Source organism: Deltaproteobacteria bacterium (genome assembly GCA_016930875.1).
Classification (GTDB): domain Bacteria; phylum Desulfobacterota; class Desulfobacteria; order Desulfobacterales.
In genome coordinates this window covers 1-16521 of record JAFGFW010000162.1, presented here as the reverse complement: position 1 = coordinate 16521, position 16521 = coordinate 1, and the positions used below count along the sequence as shown (strand labels likewise).

Here is a 16521-nt window from a genome sequence, read left to right as displayed (position 1 = left end):
CGCCTGCGGGCCGAAGCCTATGGCGGAGAGCCCGAAGGCTACGGCCCGCAGGCGGACGGCTGAAAGAGTCATTGGCTCTGCCATACTTTGTTCCATCGAAATGCCCAAAGTGCCTTGTGCCTAAAGTTAAGAACAGAACGTGCAACCCCGATTTTAGGCATTTTACTCCGCCGGAGGCGGATTAGGCATACAAGGCATTTATGAGCTTGCGAACGCCCGGCCCCCTTCAAGGTCCTTTTGGCGTGGTTTGTTTATCTCTTCCTAACATAGGTCCTGCCTGTTTTGCAAACTGCAAAAGATAGATCTCATGCCTCTTTAGGCTCGAAAAATGGCTTGACTTGAATATAGGCATTTGTTAGACGCACAATACTTGACGGCTTCGCAAAAAGTCCATCTGCGGCGTTGCACTTCATCTTCCCTATCGGGCCGAAGCTTCAGCGAAGGCTGATCGTCATTGCGACGTACCGTAAGTACGCCTCATTCCTCAAGATTTGCGCGCCTTGCATCTGGAGCTTTTTACTGTGCCGTCTGTTTGCGTACTTTTTACGAGTCCGTCAATACTTGATGGTCTCGTAAAAAGTCAAAAAATGTATTTTTTTTCATTTCGGCAAAAGCTGGCATCCAGTATTTTCAGGTAGTTGGAACTAATATGGACTCCGGTTTTCACCGGAGTGACGACTTTTTACGAGACCATCATACTTGGAAATCTTAACAAAAAGGGCAATATCCATGAATGCGCTGGACATAGCCATTAGTTTGATCGGGGGATTTTGTCTGGTTCGTGGCCTCTTCCGTGGCGTCATAAAAGAGATAACCTCCGTTGTTGGGGTGTTTGGCGGTTTTTACGGAGCCTACACTTTCTATCCGCTACTGGCAGGCTGGCTTTCTCGGTTGATCGCAAATAGAGCATATCTGAACATTATTAGTTTCTTCCTGGCTTTTACCATCATCTTTCTTGCCATTGGATTTGCAGGCGTGATCCTCAAACATCTGTTCAGAGCGGCTGCATTAGGTTGGGCAGACCGTATTCTCGGTGGCACCTTTGCCATGCTAAAGGCTGTTCTCATCGTCTCTGTGTTACTGATTCCTCTTATGGCATTTCTTCCTAAGGACTCTGCTGTGATAAAGAATTCCCGCATCGCTCCCTATGTGAGTGCGACGTCGGAGAAGTTGGTTGCGGCAGTACCTATGGAAATGAGAGAGAAGTTCCGCGATAACGTCAAAGCGTTGAAGGCATCGTGGAAAAAGCAGTAGCGCCCAATAGCTATTTTGAACGCCTTATTGACCTGGTTCAGACCCTTCGCAGCGACCGCGGTTGCCCATGGGACCAGGCACAAACTCCCGAGAAAATCAAAGTATATTTGATAGAAGAGGCCTACGAGGTTCTGGATGCCATTGAATCCGGCACGCACAAAGAAGTGTGTGCGGAACTTGGGGACTTGCTCTTTCATATTGTGTTTTTGGCTGTGATCTTCGAAGAGATCGGGGCTTTCAGCATCAAAGACGTGGTGCGGGCAATCACCGAGAAGATGATTCGGCGTCATCCCCATGTATTTGGTAAAGTCCAGGTCTCAAATGTCGATGAAGTGAAGGCCCAATGGCAGGAAATCAAAACCGCTGAAGCCCAAAACAAGGAAATAGCCCGAAAGTCTTTTCTTGATACTGTCCCCAGGAAGCTCCCAGCCTTGATGCGAGCCTATCGTTTGGGAGAACGGGCCTCAGGAGCCGGATTCGATTGGCCGGATGTCGGCAGTGTACTCATGAAGGTTGATGAAGAGCTAAGGGAGTTCAAGGCTGTGTTGAAAAAAGGTGATGCCCAGAAGTCAGCCGAAGAATTCGGGGATTTGCTTTTTACCATGGTAAACCTCAGTCGATTCATAAGAGTCCATCCTGAGACGGCCCTTACTGCGGCCATTTCAAAGTTTATATCACGATTTCAATCAGTTGAGGAGGCTTTGAGGAAACAGGGTCGCTCGCTGGATTCGGCTTCCATTGAAGAGATGGACAGGATATGGGAGGAATGTAAGACAGACGAAGGTACAGAGTCACCACCACCAGAGGTTAATACCTGACAGTATCAACCAGAAAAATATATATACCCCCAGTAACCTAGCTGCCATAATCGTAGGTGTCCAATTTGCCAAACAATAAGACTGGCAAGAATTCTCTTGATCTTGGCTTTTTAAGACCATATTCCTGAGTGATTCGTTGTTTAACACCGGCGTTTCACAGAACTATATATCAAGCCTCGTGCCATTCCGGGTTGATGGGGTAATAGGTTAGCTATTCTAATAGGTTAGCTTGTAATGCCACGTGATCCGCATATCCCCAAAAGGATAATATATGTTATATAAATGGGTAAAAAAGGTTATAGGGTGAGAAAAAATATGCCAATCTGTTGGAAAAAAAATGGATAGGTGGGAGATATGAAAGGGGTAGATTGCAATGGACGTGACGATCAGGTGGGATGAGTTGCAGGAATGCCGTCAGACTATCGGCGAGCCTTAAAAAACCGCTCTTTTTCGCTGTAAATACATCCGCAGTATTGCTGGCGGTACATATTCAGACGCTTGGACGTCTCAATGCCTTCTTTCCAGCCTTGTCGAAAATCTCTGTAGAAGAACGGCACACCACAGGACTTTCCAAGGCTCTCACCAATTGACCTTATCACCTCATGCTTTTGAAATTTACTTTGCAAAAGGGAAGAAGTATAGTAATCAAAATGGCCGCGTCTGGCAATGAGCGCAGTGGACTTGAGCCGATCATGATAGCAGAAGTTGCACCGTTCTGCTTCGCGGAAAACCACGTTTTGCAGGAATGTTTCCACGTCGTAGCCGTCTTGGTAAATCACTTTCAGGTCCATCTGTTCGGCATATATTCTCAACGCCTCTTCACGACGGAGACATTCCTGGTAAGGATGGATGTTGCGATTATAAAAGAAGCCTATAACTTCAAGACCTTCTGATCGAAGGACCTTCAGAGGATATATGGCGCATGGCGCACAACATATGTGCAGCAAAACCTTCATCAACTCAACAAATCGTGACCTGGGTGGGAGATTCTAATGAGACCTCTCAAAATCAAGCATTATCTTGGCATAGCCGGAGCATTAGTAACGACTATTGGGTGGTTGCTGTCAAACGCTGACCATTATCCATTTGTTTACCGAATCGTTGTCCCAACATATTCAACTTCAATTTCTGCATTTACGAAAATGCAAAATCTAGACTTCGTCCTAAAGGATGGGGATGATGGATTCAAAGAAATCTCTGAGATACTCAAGGGGTATTTTGAAGAGACCATAAGCCGTGAAACAACTCAAATCAAAACCTTGAATCGTGGGATTGATGAGCTAAAGGCACCTGGAGGACCGGAATGGGACCAATATCTTGAACTGGAGGTGTCGTTTTCAAATGAACCACCATTAACAGGCAAATTCTACGGATTGGAATCAAAGATCCAAGAAGCATTTCTGAGAAGCAAAGCATTATCTTGGAGGAATTGCATTTTTGGGGCTGGTATTGCCATTAGCCTGATTGCCGTATTCATATGATGCTCTGGCTCACCTCAGATCCCGGCTTCTAACCTACCCAAACACCATGACACGAACTGCTATTATCTGTTTCGGGCGTATCTGTCAAGCCGATGCCAAAGGCCAAATTACTTGTACGCTTCCTCAAGTTTGGGAAATAAGCCCTTGATACTTACGGATTTGATCTTACTCAGGCAGGCAGCCAAAGCGTCTTCCAAGGTGTCTCCCACACCGAAATACTCTCTTTCAGCTTGCAGTACACCTAGGTTTGGCACGGCAATGAATTCAACCTTGGCATTTTCGCTTGCGATGATTTCATGGACTGAGATGTTGCACCAACCGTCTGGCCGGTCCAGTTTGTATTGATAGATTTTGCTCAACATATCGTCCTTGTTAAGATCAAACATAGGGAGCTCCTTTCCAGCGCGTTAAAGCAAGGTTTGCCTTAAACCAGAATGCTGATTGGACAATAACAGCACCCACCGAGGAATGCAAGAAAAACAAGAAAAAAGTGGAAGTTCTCAGCAGGTTGGGATAGCCCCCTGCAGGTTCCCGGAGTATATTGATAAGAAATAGATGGCCTTGGGCATCCCGAGATACTCCATTGTCTGGGGCACCATGGCCCCTACCTTTGTCACCGGTCTTTGCACCGCCACGTTTCTGACACTCTTTATCGTCCCGATTGAGAAGACCGGGGATCATGGAATACCCATGATGAGTTTCATGCCTTCGTGAACTTCGGCTATCCTGTCTTTTGTCAGACTGCCGATCTTTTCTTTGAGACTATTCTTGTCGAATGTCTTGATTTGTGTGACATTAACCACGGATTTCTTAGGTAAACCAGCTTCTCCCTTTTGTAAAACGACATTGCCCGGCAATTCTCCAAATTTCAAGGTCGAACTGATTGCAAGAACAATGACCGTATTCAGTTCATGGAGATGTTTGTCAACCCTCATGTGTGGCCCCCCAGGCCAACGTGAAACCTATTATGACTTTGGCAGCCTTGACTCTTGCGGTCAAAAAGACTAGAAAAGTGGCGCTTGGTCTACGCCATGATGCTGAACTGGGAGCAAGGAGGGCGGTTATGAAGGCAAGCGAAGGACGCACGGGCCGCGTTTTCGTTATACGGCTTGAGGATGGTGATGTGATACCCGATTGCATTGAGCATTTCGCGGCAGAGAACGGAGTCTCTGTGGGCCATGTCATCCTGGTAGGTGGTATTGGAGAGGGAGAAGTCGTGGTTGGCCCGAGACGTTCCGAAGAAAGGCCACCAGACCCGATGCTATTGCCTGTGGAAAATGCCCATGAGGTTGTCGGCGTGGGTGTCCTTGCCCCTGGGCAAGCCGGTAAGCCGATCCTGCACATTCACGCATCCCTTGGCAGGTCTGGGCAAACCATGACCGGATGCTTGAGGCCAGGCGTGAGAACCTGGTTGGTGGGCGAAGTCATCCTTTATGAAATCTTAGACACGACAGCCGTTCGTCTTGTGGATAAGGAGAGCGGCTTTGAGCTCTTGGAACCCAGGCCATTCTAGGCAACACCTGCCAAGCACTTACTCGACGTACAGTAGATCTCAACACAATGAAGCCCCGGCCCTCACGCTTTGATTTTTCCGTCAAATTCTGATACATCAACAAACGATCATATGTTCGATATTTGGACATCTTATTTTTTGCCATTGTCGCTTCTCACATTAGTTCGAAAAAAAACGGTTTCCTCTGCGGCTCGGCGGTGAACTGTTAAGAAAATCGATTATGGACACTTTTTTGTCGGAAAAACATCGGACTGTGCGGCGTTCAGTGCGTGCCTTTTGCGAGCGCGAGCTTGAACCCATTGCCAAAGAGATCGACCAGGAGGCCCGCTTCCCCTGGGAAGTGGTGGAAAAAATGGGCAAGCTGGGTTACTTTGGAGTTCAGGCGCCCAAAGAGCTGGGTGGAGCAGGCATGGACTCGGTGGGCTACATCATCGTGATTGAAGAAATTTCACGGGCTTGCGCCGGCCTTGGACTCTGCGTGACCGTTCACAACAGCGTGGCCGTCTACCCGCTTTTGGCCTTTGGCTCCCAAGACCAGAAACGCAGATGGGCGCCGCCTCTTGCCAGGGGCGAAAAAATAGGGGCCTTCTGTCTGACGGAACCCAACGCGGGGTCCGACGCGGCCGGCATCGAAGCCACAGCCATCCGCCACGGTGACCATTTTCTGGTCAACGCCAACAAGGTCTTTGTCACCAACGGCGGCGTTGCTGATGTTTGCCTGATCTTCGCCCGCACAGACCCCAAAGCCGGCCGCAAAGGGATTAGCGTAATTATTGCCGAGAGAGGCACTCCCGGATTCGTGGTGGGTGATCTTGAGGATCTGTGTGGCATGCGGGCCAACCCGGTTACATCGATTCGCCTTTATGACTGCCAGATACCGGCCGAAAATCTCTTGGGAAAGGAAGGCATGGGGTTACGTATCGGGCTTGCAGCGCTTGATACCGGCAGGGTCGGTATTGCTGCCCAGGCCGTCGGTATTGCCCAGGCCGCGCTCGACGAAGCGATCCGGTACGCCAAACAACGCCGCCAGTTTGGTGTTCCTATCGCCAGGCACCAGGCTGTGCAGATGATGATCGCTGACATGGCCACGCATGTAGATGCGGCCCGGCTTATGGCCTTTCGTGCGGCTGTGCTGCGCGACAAGGGGAAGTCTTTTACCCAGGAAGCGGCCATGGCCAAGCTCTATGCCTCAGAGGTTTCGAGTAAGGTGACAGACATGGCCGTCCAGATCCACGGTGGATACGGGTACTCCAAATCGTACCCTGTGGAGCGGTACTACCGCGATGCCAGGGTGACGAGAATTTACGAGGGAACCAGCGAGATTCACCGCATGGTTATTGCCAGGGGTATATTGGGATAGAGGAGGCCGGATGGGATTTCACATCATTGTATGCGTCAAAGCCGTGATTGTGGACACCTCGCATGGGCGGGTGATCCGGTCGCCTGATCAATTGGCGCTGAACCCGTTTGATCGGCCAGCTCTGGAGGCCGCTCTGCATATGAAGGAAGAGCGTGGCGGGACAGTGACTTCTCTTTCCATGGGCCCGGCAGCTTGTGCTTTCGTTCTCTACGAAACCATGGCCATGGGTGTAGACCGCAGCGTTCTGCTTTGTGACCCTGCGCTTGCCGGATCAGATACGCTCGCAACGTCCACCGCTCTGGCTGCCGCAATCAAAAAGCTCGCCCCGTTTGATCTGGTCCTTTTCGGCACCAGGACAACCGATAGCGACACGGGCCAGGTAGGACCACAGACCGCTGTCCTGCTTGATCTGCCTCTGGTGACCTGGGCGCATTCCGTTGAGCATGAGGGCTCTGGCCTCCGCATTGACCGCAGGGCTGATGGATTCCAGGAGGAGTTTGCACTTTCTCTGCCTGCTGCGCTGACCATCCATCCGGCTTCGGCACAGCCCAGGGATATCGGGCTTTTGGGGATCGAAGCAGCTTTCGAGCAAGGAAAGGTCGAAGAGTGGGGCTTGGAAAACCTGGGCCTTTCCCGGGACCAGGTTGGAGAGGCAGGATCGCGTACCAGTGTGCTCTCTTTGACGCCGGTTGCCAGGGAAAGAAAATGCGAGTTCATATCGGGCACTGCTGAGGAGCAGGCCGAGGAATTAATAACGCGACTGAAGGAATCGGGGTTGATCGGTTAGGAAATGGCGCAAGGCTTGAGGCATAAGGTCTTTTTGTAAGAGTTCAGCCGTCTATTTCTGTTTGACAGGATTAACGGGATGAACTGGATTATTTTAGTACTCCCTGAAACCTTGTGCATGACCCAAGGCTTCAGTGATCAGTTGACTTTCTCACTCCTGATTAGCCTGGGCTTGTGCCATCTGGCGACTCGTGCCACATCTTGTGGCCGGTTGACAGATGGCACAAGTGAGATAACGACATATGGTATCGTTAGGATGACATATGGCGTTATCTCCGGCGGAACACCTGATTCGGTCTCGCAGACGATTTCTGTCAAAAGGTGTAAACCACGAAGTGAAACACGACAACAACATCCTGATTATCCTGTAATCCTGTCTAAAGGTCCTTTTGAATGGCAAAGGGTGGTGGAATGGAAATCTGGGTATGTGCAGATCTGAGGAGTGAGAGGCTTTTCGGGTACTGCCTGAATGTCCTGGCCAAGGCCCGTGAGCTGGCCCGGACAGTGTCACAAAAGGCCGTGGTTATGCTCATGGGTTCGTCAGCCCATGACAGGCCCAAAGGTTCCTCTGGCCCCCCATGCCTGTCAGTCGATTCCGCGGCCCAGGACTGCATCGCCCACGGCGCTGACCTGGTCTATGTGCTGGATAACCCGGATCTGGTCACGCCAAGGGCTGATATCTACGCAACGGCCCTGGCACAGGCCGTACGCAAGTACGAGCCCGGGCTCGTCTTGTTCCCGCTCACCGACTTTGCCCTGGAACTGGCGGCACGGACCGCACGGATCAATTATGCCGGCCTGATCGCTGACTGTGCTGATCTCAGGATTGAACAGGACCGAGTGGTGGCGACATGCCCGTCATGGGGCGGCCAGGTCATGGCCGAGATCACCTTTTCAGGCAGTCTTTGTACCGGATTTGCGACCGTTCAGCCCCATGCTTTTCAAGCGATCGAGGTTCGTGGTGAGCCTGGCATCATCGAGCATATCCGACTGGATCGTCTGGATGCGCCCAGAGGTCTGAATCTCATATCAAGATCGGTTGAGCCTGAAAAACGCAGGAAGCTGGAAGAGGCTGACGTAGTCGTGGTTGGAGGAGCCGGGCTCGGGAACGCGGATGGATTTGCCCTCGTACGTCAACTTGCTGCTGCGTTGGGAGGCGAGGTAGCCGCGACCCGGCCGTCGGTGCTTCAGCATTGGGTGGATGAGGAGAGACTCATCGGACAAACCGGAAAGACCGTTCGGCCCTGCCTGCTTTTTTCCATTGGCACCTCGGGAGCGGTACAGTATACAGCCGGGATCATGGAAGCTGAAACTATCGTGGCCATCAACCGCGACCAGAATGCGCCCATCTTTCAGGTTGCCGACCTGGGCATCGTGGCGGACGCAAAGACCTTTGTACCCTTGCTCACTGCCAGGGTCAGGCAGGCGGTGATACGCAGCCTTGCGGATGTCTTGTCTGAAGATAAGGAAACAAAGACAAGGACCGGTTTTGGCGCGAAAGTGCTCAAACTCAGAGAGGCCCTTCAGTGGACCCTGGAGAACTTGGCCGAGGCCACGGGCGACTCCCCGGAGTTTATCGAGCAGGTCGAAAACGATGAGATCACGCCATCAGTGAGCTTTGTGCTCAGGCTTGCCCGCATCCTGAAGGTCGATCCTGGCACCTTCCTTCGCGAGGAGGAAAAGACCGTGATCCGGGACCAGCGGGCACAGGCATTCATCAAGCGCACCCAGAACTACTCCTATCAGACTCTTACCCCCGGAGCCGAGAACGAACACCTGCGCGCCTTCATGATCACGATTGAGTCGAGACAGGCCCACAAGCCAGTGGCCTACAAGCACGAGGGCGAAGAGTTCATCTTGGTGATGGATGGAGAGCTCCAGCTTACTCTGGGCAGCAAGACCCACCACGTCAAACCGGGCGAGTCCATCCATTTCAACTCTGAGATCCCCCACAAGCTCAAAAGCCTCTCCGATGAGCCCACACGCTGCGTGGTCGTGCTCTATACGCCTTGAGGCGGAAGTGTATAACATCTTCGTTCATTATTATCCGTTGTCCGCTAGCCTTGAATATCCCTTGAACGGTCATAAATGAATGAAAAGCCTTGCACAGTGATATCCTTGCAAATAATAGTGCAAGGGAACATTTCGGGTTAAGAATTGTCTAAAACAAATGAACGAACATAACGTCAAGTCAACCAGGCGACCTGGGGACGATGGGGTACTGGTTCGGGCGTTTCAGGCGGGAAATAGGGCTGCCTTTGACAGGCTTGTGCTCAAGCACAAGGATAAAGTGTTTAATCTGTGCTACTGGTTCCTTGGGGATTATCATGAGGCGAACGATTCTGCCCAGGACGCATTTTTGAGGGCATATCAATCTTTGATGAAATTCCGATCAGAATCAACGTTTTCCACGTGGCTATATCGAATCGCAGTAAATACATGCAAGAACAGGCTCAAGTCATCTGAGTACAGGCGGAAAAAAAAGATGGTTTGGCTTGATAATCCAGCTAATTCAGAGGGTAGGGGCGCTGCCGTTGAGATCGAAGACGAATCGCCATCTCCCCTGATTGAACTTGAGAAAAAAGAAAGATTAGCCCTGATTAAAAGGGCCATAAATACACTTCCAACAGAGCAGAAGGCGGTGGTCGTCCTGCGCGACATCGAAGGGTTGTCTTATGACGATGTTGCGAGCATAACAGGTGTTAACCTTGGCACTGTCAAGTCAAGACTTGCCAGAGCAAGACTGGGCCTCAGAAAAAAGCTATGTAGTGCCCATCCATAAATGGGTTTTTTGAGAGTGGGCACTGACGTCAGTTTCCAATAGGGAGAATCGCATAACATGGAATGTCCCAAGATTAGAGAACTCTTGTCTGATTATATGGATGGCATCTTGAATGAGGAAGTTAAAGCAAAGGTTGAAGAACATCTTCTAACCTGTAAGGGCTGCAAGGAAGAACTTGCTTCTTTAAAGGCTCTGATTGAAGAGCTTGGCTCGCTTGATTCTGTTGATGCCCCGGCAGACTTTCTTGAAAATCTCCACAAACGCATGGAGACAAGGTCCAGGTTCAGCAGGATAATGCGAAAATTGTTTTTTCCGTGGCGGGTAAAGATCCCGCTGGAATTGGCAACCGCTGCGGCCATGGCCGTTCTGGTCATTGCGATTTTCCGTGTTCAACAGCCTTTACAACAGATAACAGATGTTTCAAAGGACTCCACACAATCAGGAGTGGCGAAAGGCCTCGAGATAAGGACTCTTGAATCAACCTTGGAAAAGGAGACCTACAAGCCCAAACCTGCTCTGAAGGCGGACAAGGCAGAGCATTTCAGAAGGCAAATCATTGAGTTGGCCCTTTTACTGAAAAAAGAAGCGCCGACAATGGATTATGCCCCGAGTGCCGCCATGGAAACAGCGCCAGCCCCAGCAAGCAGAGACAAAAAACCAAAGATGTTCATACAAAGTCCGTCAACTGCCAGGATGAAAACGGCCAAGCCGGAAGAAGAGCGTGCCATGGCATCACGGATCGGAGGAATGGCCGAATTTGAAGGTGACGCTGACTTGTGGTTTTCCTCTTTCGATGAAATCCTCTCCAAGGTGAAGAATCTCGTAGCGCACGCAGAGGGCAAAGTAGTATCCATTGAATATGACAAACTGACCGAACGTCCGCAATCCATTCACGCAGAAATCCCTGCCAAAGACTACAGCTTTTTTTGCAAAAAATTGCAACTGTTAGGCGATTTTGAGACCCCTCCGCCAACGCTATCTGAAGACGACCATGAGACAATTTCGATTCGAATCCGATTCATATCTTCATAAAACCGCTATGCGATTCTATACATAGCGGCTGCGCCGCTTAAAAAGGGCACGAAGTCGCGTCTGATAAAATTCATCGAACTGGTTCGATGAATTTTATCTGGGAACTTTTTTGCATCCTCCTGGTCTAATGGAACAAGAAACCAGAAAAACAACCGAGGAGGTAAATGAAATGACACACAAAAGAAGAATATGGGCGGTACTGGTTCTTGCAGTCCTTTTGCTGATAGCAAGGTCGGCCTACGCACAACCGGAAAGCAGTGCTGACAAGACGCTTTCACCCTATTTTTTTGTGAAGAGCGATGACCCCGAAATAGACCAACTCCCCGTGAAATCTACTTCGGCGAAAGTAGATGTCTCCGGTGTCATTGCTAATGTCCTTGTAACACAGGTCTATAAGAACGAAGGCAAAAAACCCTTGGAGGCCATCTATGTTTTTCCTACCTCCACAAGGGCTGCTGTCCATGGGATGAAAATGACAATTGGAGATCGAATCATCACAGCAAAGATCCGCAAACGTGAAGAGGCCCGGCAAGAATACGAGGAGGCAAAACAGGCTAGCAAGAGCGCATCGCTTCTGGAGCAGCAGCGGCCCAATGTATTCCAGATGAACGTGGCAAATATTCTGCCAGGAGATATCATCAAAGTAGAGCTAAAGTATACCGAGTTGCTGGCGCCAACCGATGCTGTTTACGAGTTTGTCTATCCCACTGTTGTGGGACCTCGCTACTCCAACCAGCCGACTGCAGAGACCAGTACGTCGGAGAAGTGGGTAGAAAACCCTTACCTCCACCAGGGGGAACCCCCAACCTATACATTTGACATCACGGCGACCGTGGCAGTAGGCCTGCCGATCCAGGATATGACCTGTCCGTCACATAAGGTGAATATCAGCTATGACGGGGCTGCTTTTGCTTCAATAAAGCTGGATGAATCCGAAAAATACGGCGGTAATCGCGATTTTATCTTGAAATACCGCCTTTCCGGCGGCAAGATCGAAACAGGGTTGCTTCTATTCGAAGGAAAGAAAGAAAACTTTTTCCTGCTCATGCTCCAACCCCAGAAACGGGTAACCGAGCTTGAGATCCCGTCTCGTGAGTACATATTTATCGTGGATGTGTCCGGGTCCATGCATGGCTTCCCTTTGGATATATCGAAGAAGCTCCTTAAAGACCTGATCGGAAACCTTCGTCCAAGGGACATGTTTAACGTGTTGCTGTTTGCCGGAGGTTCGTCCGCGATGTCAGATAAGTCTTTGCCTGCCACCCAGGCAAACATCGCCCGTGCAGTAAACATGATCGAGCGCCAGCGCGGGGGAGGGGGCACTGAACTTTTGCCGGCGCTTCAACGGGCTCTCTCTCTGCCTAGAACCGAAGGATATTCGCGCAGTGTTGTCATTGCTACCGACGGCTATGTCTCAGTTGAAGAAAGGGCCTTTGACCTCATTCGAGACAATCTGGGCAATGCCAATATTTTCGCCTTTGGGATCGGCTCAAGCGTGAACCGCCATATCATCGAAGGGATGGCAAGGGTTGGAATGGGCGAGCCATTTGTCATAACCAGGCCCGAAGAGGCGCCGGCAAAGGCGGAGAAATTTAGAAAACTCATCCAGTCCCCTGTATTAACAGGCATAAAGATCGACTTCGGCGGGTTCGAGGTCTATGACGTGGAACCACCCGGCATTCCTGACGTATTGGCTGAGCGTCCTGTCACAGTTTTCGGCAAATGGCGTGGCACTCCCAAGGGTAAGATCAGTCTGCAAGGGATTACCGGAGACGGCCCCTTCAGGAAACAAGTGGATGTTGCTAAGACAAAGCCTCTGGACACCGACTCTGCTTGCCGGTACCTGTGGGCACGGCACCGGATCGCTATCCTCTCGGACTATAACAGGTTGCGTCCACAAGATGAGCGGGTCGAGGAAGTAACCAATCTTGGCCTTACGTACAATCTGTTGACCGCCTATACGTCGTTTGTTGCCATTGACACCCAGATGCGCCTAAAGGATGGTCAAGCGGTCACTGTCAAACAACCCGTTCCGTTGCCTCTGGGCGTTTCGGATTATGCTGTGGGAAATAGACTCTTTGCACAAAAGGCGTGTCCGTCTCCTGCTCTCCACCTTTCTATAGCTGGCGGAAAACACGGGATTGAGAAAGAAAGCCTTGAATACAAAAAGGACCAAGTCGCCACAGAGCCCTCAGATACCACGGTTGCTTTGGGTGAAATCCACATTGAGTTGGGAAAAATTGATGTTACAGAGGGCTTGTCAAAGAAGTCTGTTAAAGGAGTTCTTGAACAACATATCCGCTCCATCAACCTTTGTTGCAAATATTTATCAAGGAAGAAATCTAGAGTTGAAGGCGAGGCTGTCTTTAGATTAGTTATCGGTTCAAAGGGTCGAGTCACAAGGGTTCACACTGATACAAGTAAAAAGAAAAACGAGCAATTCGAACAGTGCATTATTCAAAAGCTCAAGAAGCTGCGTTTCCGGGCGCCAGAAGGGGGAAAAAGCGCAGTGGTTACGATTACGTTCTTGCTGAAGTGATGTTGATCTTCCAAGACGCCGGCCGCATCATCGGCAAGCGGCTGGCGTCATGCATATCTATTACCAAAAAATGTGCTGGACTTTTTCAATTTTGGAGACATCGTTCTCACTGGCCCCCTCATGAAAAAATTGGGGCATCTTGTATCCTTTAGCGGGGCGCAGGAAATACCCTCTATGCAGAAACACAAAATCGACAAGTAGTTAGGTCCATTTTCTCAAAGTTCCTTTTGCCTTTCTGTAGGAATTTCACTTCATAAGATCTCCTCCAAAATCCGGGCAGTCACAACAAAAAGCCTTTAAAATCAATCGAATAGGGGCGAATCCTGTTTGGCATATCCGTTGCATAGGGGTTGCAGGAGTCAGGATTTGCTAGCTTACGAACAAGCCAAGATATCGAGATGCAGTTAACCCGGCCACACCAGATATAGGTGCTGTTGTTCCTAATGTCCGTGTGGTCGATGCATGATAATGGCAGGACGATAGTACGTCTCTGCCTGGGCAAATTCGCCCTTTCTGAATATCCTTTGTTTCAAAAGAGGCTTACAACTCATTCCGTGGCCAAGTTGCTGCAAGGACCACGGACAACGAGAGCCTATTTGGACAACAGCAGGGCCAAAAAAATCATCACTAAGAGGCGGTAATACTTGAGGCAAGTTCGCCTCGATCAGCGTTTAACCAACTAACTTCATTAGTTTCGCATCTCGAGAAATGAGGTTTTTCGACAAAGTGTCAATCGATTTGGCACAGTGGCATATATGTTGCGGACAGCCACTCAGCTTGATCCAGATTACGAATGGCTGAAAAGGAATCTTCTGTAGATAATCAGAAGGGAAAGAGCCGTGCCAGGCTTGGCAACTGTTCCCGTACTCCTCAGGTGTCTGAAATAGGTTCATGAAATCTCCTTTCCCGTCTTTATTACCCCATGGTCTTATTTTTCTTGTTCCTTTAGTCCTTATTCTTTTTTTGTCTGTTCCAAACACGTATTCCGCTCAGGTAACGCTGGCCTGGGAGCCAAACACTGAGCCAGATCTTGCAGGTTACAGGCTTTTTTGCCGTGAGCAGGGTCAGAGTTACAATTACGACGTTCCTGTCTGGCAAGGGACTGCAATAACCTGCACCATTCCTGACTTAGATGATGATACGAAATATTGTTTCGTGGTGAGGGCCTTTGATTCCTCACAAAATGAAAGCGGCGACTCGAATGAAGCGTGTTGGGAGCACTCCGCCTCACCGCCAGTGCTTGAGAACTTGTCTATCACCGGCCCGGATTCGGTCAACGAGAGCGGCACGGCGAACTACAAAGCCTGGGCCTGGTTCAGTGGTGAGGATAAGCCCCAAGAGGCCACAAACAGCAGTGACTGGAGTGTATCGCCCGACACCCACGCAAGCGTCAGTTACGGGCAGATAACGACCTCGGCCGTGTCGAGCGATCAGACAGTCACGATCACTGCCACCTATACCTTTCAGGATGTTACAAAGACGGCGCAGAAAGTGGTGACCATCGTGGATGTGTCACCCTCGCTTGTGAGCCTGAGTATCAGCGGGCCGAACTCCGTAAACGAGAACAGCATGGCTGGCTACACTGCCACTGCCACATTCAGTGATGGGAGCAGTCAACCGGCTACAAACAGCGCTATCTGGAGTGAAAATTCTTCTTATGCCAGTATCAGCGGTGGTGGAGTGTTAACGACGTCAACAGTGCTGACTAATCAGACAGTCACTATTACAGCCAGCTACATTTTTGATAGTGTGACAAGGACGGCACAGAAGGTGGTGACGATCGTAGACATTGGTGGGGGTGATGACAGCGATAGTGATGGAATTCCTGATTGGTGGGAGATCACCCACTTTGGTGACCTTTCTCATAGTGGTACTGCCCACACCGATAATGATCGTCTAACCGATCTGGAAGAATTCCAAAACGACACGAATCCTAACAACCCGGACACAGACGGCGACGGCTTTTGGGACGGTGTAGAGATAGATTCCGGCTTTGATCCTACCGATCCTGAATCAAAGCCCCTGCTTCCTCCCCTGGAAATTGGCGAGGTGAGTGTGGATCACAATTGGAAGCGGGTAGAGTTTAGCGAGACTTTTCAGGACCCTGTTGTGGTAGCCAAGTCGTTGTCCTGCAATGAAGGCGACCCTGCTGTTGTAAGGATCCGTAATGCGGATGCGACCGGTTTCGAGATCCGTGTGCAAGAGTGGGATTATCTGGGTGGAATCCACGCCGAGGAGACCGTAGGTTACATTGTCATGGAACGTGGCACTCACACCTTGCCGGACGGAACCATGGTGGAAGCAGAACGGTTTGAGACAGACAGGACAGATTCCTTTGGCGGGGTGGCCTTCAGCCGAACCTTTCAGGTGGCGCCAGTAGTGATAACTGCTGTCTCCAGCTATAATGAAGCAGATGCGGTAACCACCAGGGCTCGAAACATCAGCATCAATGGCTTTGAGTCTCGCATGCGGGAGCAGGAGCTCAATTCTCAAACCCATGTCACCGAGAGCATCTCCTACATCGCCTGGGAACCCTCATCGGGAACGATGGATGACCTGACCTTTGAGGTCAAGAAAACCGATGACGTGATGACACATGAGTTGCAAACCATCGTTTGCAATGAGACCTCTATGAACATCCCGGTGTTTCTTGCCGACATGCAGACGACCGACGGCGGAGATACGGCCAATCTGCGCTGGCAAAACAAGGACTTCTATGCGGTTGACGTGAAGGTCGTTGAAGAACAATCCAGTGACAGTGAAACAAGCCACACCACCGAGGTGGTGGGGTATATGCTGTTTTCTCGTATACGTTTAGGGCCTGCAGAGGTCATCATTGATAATGGTAATGCCGGTACGTCATCGACTGGGGGTTGGTATGTGTCAAGTGGTATCATTCCCTATGGTGATAACTCCCTTTACAGCACGTACTGGGGTGCCAAGTATACGTTTGAGG

At 50.2% G+C, this 16521-nt stretch carries 14 protein-coding genes; 11 read left to right on the top strand and 3 right to left on the bottom strand.

Annotated elements, in window-relative coordinates; translation table 11 throughout:
* Positions 1-729: 729 nt before the first annotated feature.
* Both JW883_13940 and mazG read left to right on the top strand, forming a co-directional pair.
* Complete coding sequence (locus tag JW883_13940) at positions 730-1254, top strand: CvpA family protein (protein ID MBN1843367.1); 525 nt, start codon at positions 730-732, stop codon at positions 1252-1254.
* Positions 1239-2072, top strand: a complete 834-nt coding sequence (gene mazG / locus JW883_13935) for a nucleoside triphosphate pyrophosphohydrolase (protein MBN1843366.1) — start codon at positions 1239-1241, stop codon at positions 2070-2072. Before JW883_13940 ends, mazG begins: the two co-directional genes overlap by 16 nt.
* Before the next feature lie 419 nt (positions 2073-2491).
* Here mazG and JW883_13930 read toward each other — a convergent pair whose 3' ends face one another.
* Positions 2492-3028, bottom strand: coding sequence for an epoxyqueuosine reductase QueH (locus JW883_13930; GenBank protein MBN1843365.1), 537 nt, complete (start codon positions 3026-3028; stop codon positions 2492-2494).
* A 36-nt stretch (positions 3029-3064) separates the two neighbouring features.
* On the opposite strand from JW883_13930, the gene JW883_13925 reads away from it, so the two are divergent.
* Positions 3065-3553 (top strand): hypothetical protein, encoded by a 489-nt coding sequence (locus tag JW883_13925; protein ID MBN1843364.1) that lies wholly within the window; start codon positions 3065-3067, stop codon positions 3551-3553.
* A 107-nt stretch (positions 3554-3660) separates the two neighbouring features.
* On the opposite strand, the gene JW883_13920 is transcribed toward JW883_13925, so the two are convergent.
* Together JW883_13920 and JW883_13915 are read right to left on the bottom strand one after the other, a co-directional pair.
* Entirely contained in the window at positions 3661-3939 is a 279-nt protein-coding gene (locus JW883_13920; protein MBN1843363.1) for a hypothetical protein, read from the bottom strand.
* A gap of 291 nt (positions 3940-4230) precedes the next feature.
* Positions 4231-4488, bottom strand: coding sequence for a type II toxin-antitoxin system PemK/MazF family toxin (locus JW883_13915; protein ID MBN1843362.1), 258 nt, complete (start codon positions 4486-4488; stop codon positions 4231-4233).
* Between the two features lie 128 nt (positions 4489-4616).
* On the opposite strand from JW883_13915, the gene JW883_13910 reads away from it, so the two are divergent.
* From JW883_13910 to JW883_13875, 8 genes are all read left to right on the top strand, one after another.
* Entirely contained in the window at positions 4617-5066 is a 450-nt protein-coding gene (locus JW883_13910; protein MBN1843361.1) for a DNA-binding protein, read from the top strand.
* A gap of 220 nt (positions 5067-5286) precedes the next feature.
* Complete coding sequence (locus JW883_13905; protein MBN1843360.1) at positions 5287-6426, top strand: acyl-CoA dehydrogenase family protein; 1140 nt, start codon at positions 5287-5289, stop codon at positions 6424-6426.
* A 10-nt stretch (positions 6427-6436) separates the two neighbouring features.
* A complete protein-coding gene (locus tag JW883_13900) occupies positions 6437-7213 on the top strand; it encodes an electron transfer flavoprotein subunit beta/FixA family protein (GenBank protein ID MBN1843359.1) in 777 nt (258 codons plus the stop codon).
* A gap of 410 nt (positions 7214-7623) precedes the next feature.
* Positions 7624-9225, top strand: coding sequence for an FAD-binding protein (locus JW883_13895; GenBank protein MBN1843358.1), 1602 nt, complete (start codon positions 7624-7626; stop codon positions 9223-9225).
* A gap of 157 nt (positions 9226-9382) precedes the next feature.
* Entirely contained in the window at positions 9383-9994 is a 612-nt protein-coding gene (locus tag JW883_13890) for a sigma-70 family RNA polymerase sigma factor (GenBank protein ID MBN1843357.1), read from the top strand.
* Positions 9995-10051: 57 nt separating this feature from the next.
* Positions 10052-11026: a zf-HC2 domain-containing protein gene (locus tag JW883_13885; protein MBN1843356.1), complete on the top strand. Its 975-nt coding sequence runs from the start codon at positions 10052-10054 to the stop codon at positions 11024-11026.
* Positions 11027-11195: 169 nt separating this feature from the next.
* Positions 11196-13565, top strand: a complete 2370-nt coding sequence (locus tag JW883_13880; GenBank protein ID MBN1843355.1) for an AgmX/PglI C-terminal domain-containing protein — start codon at positions 11196-11198, stop codon at positions 13563-13565.
* An 891-nt stretch (positions 13566-14456) separates the two neighbouring features.
* On the top strand, positions 14457-16521 hold a 2065-nt coding region (locus tag JW883_13875; GenBank protein MBN1843354.1), incomplete at its 3' end, for a fibronectin type III domain-containing protein.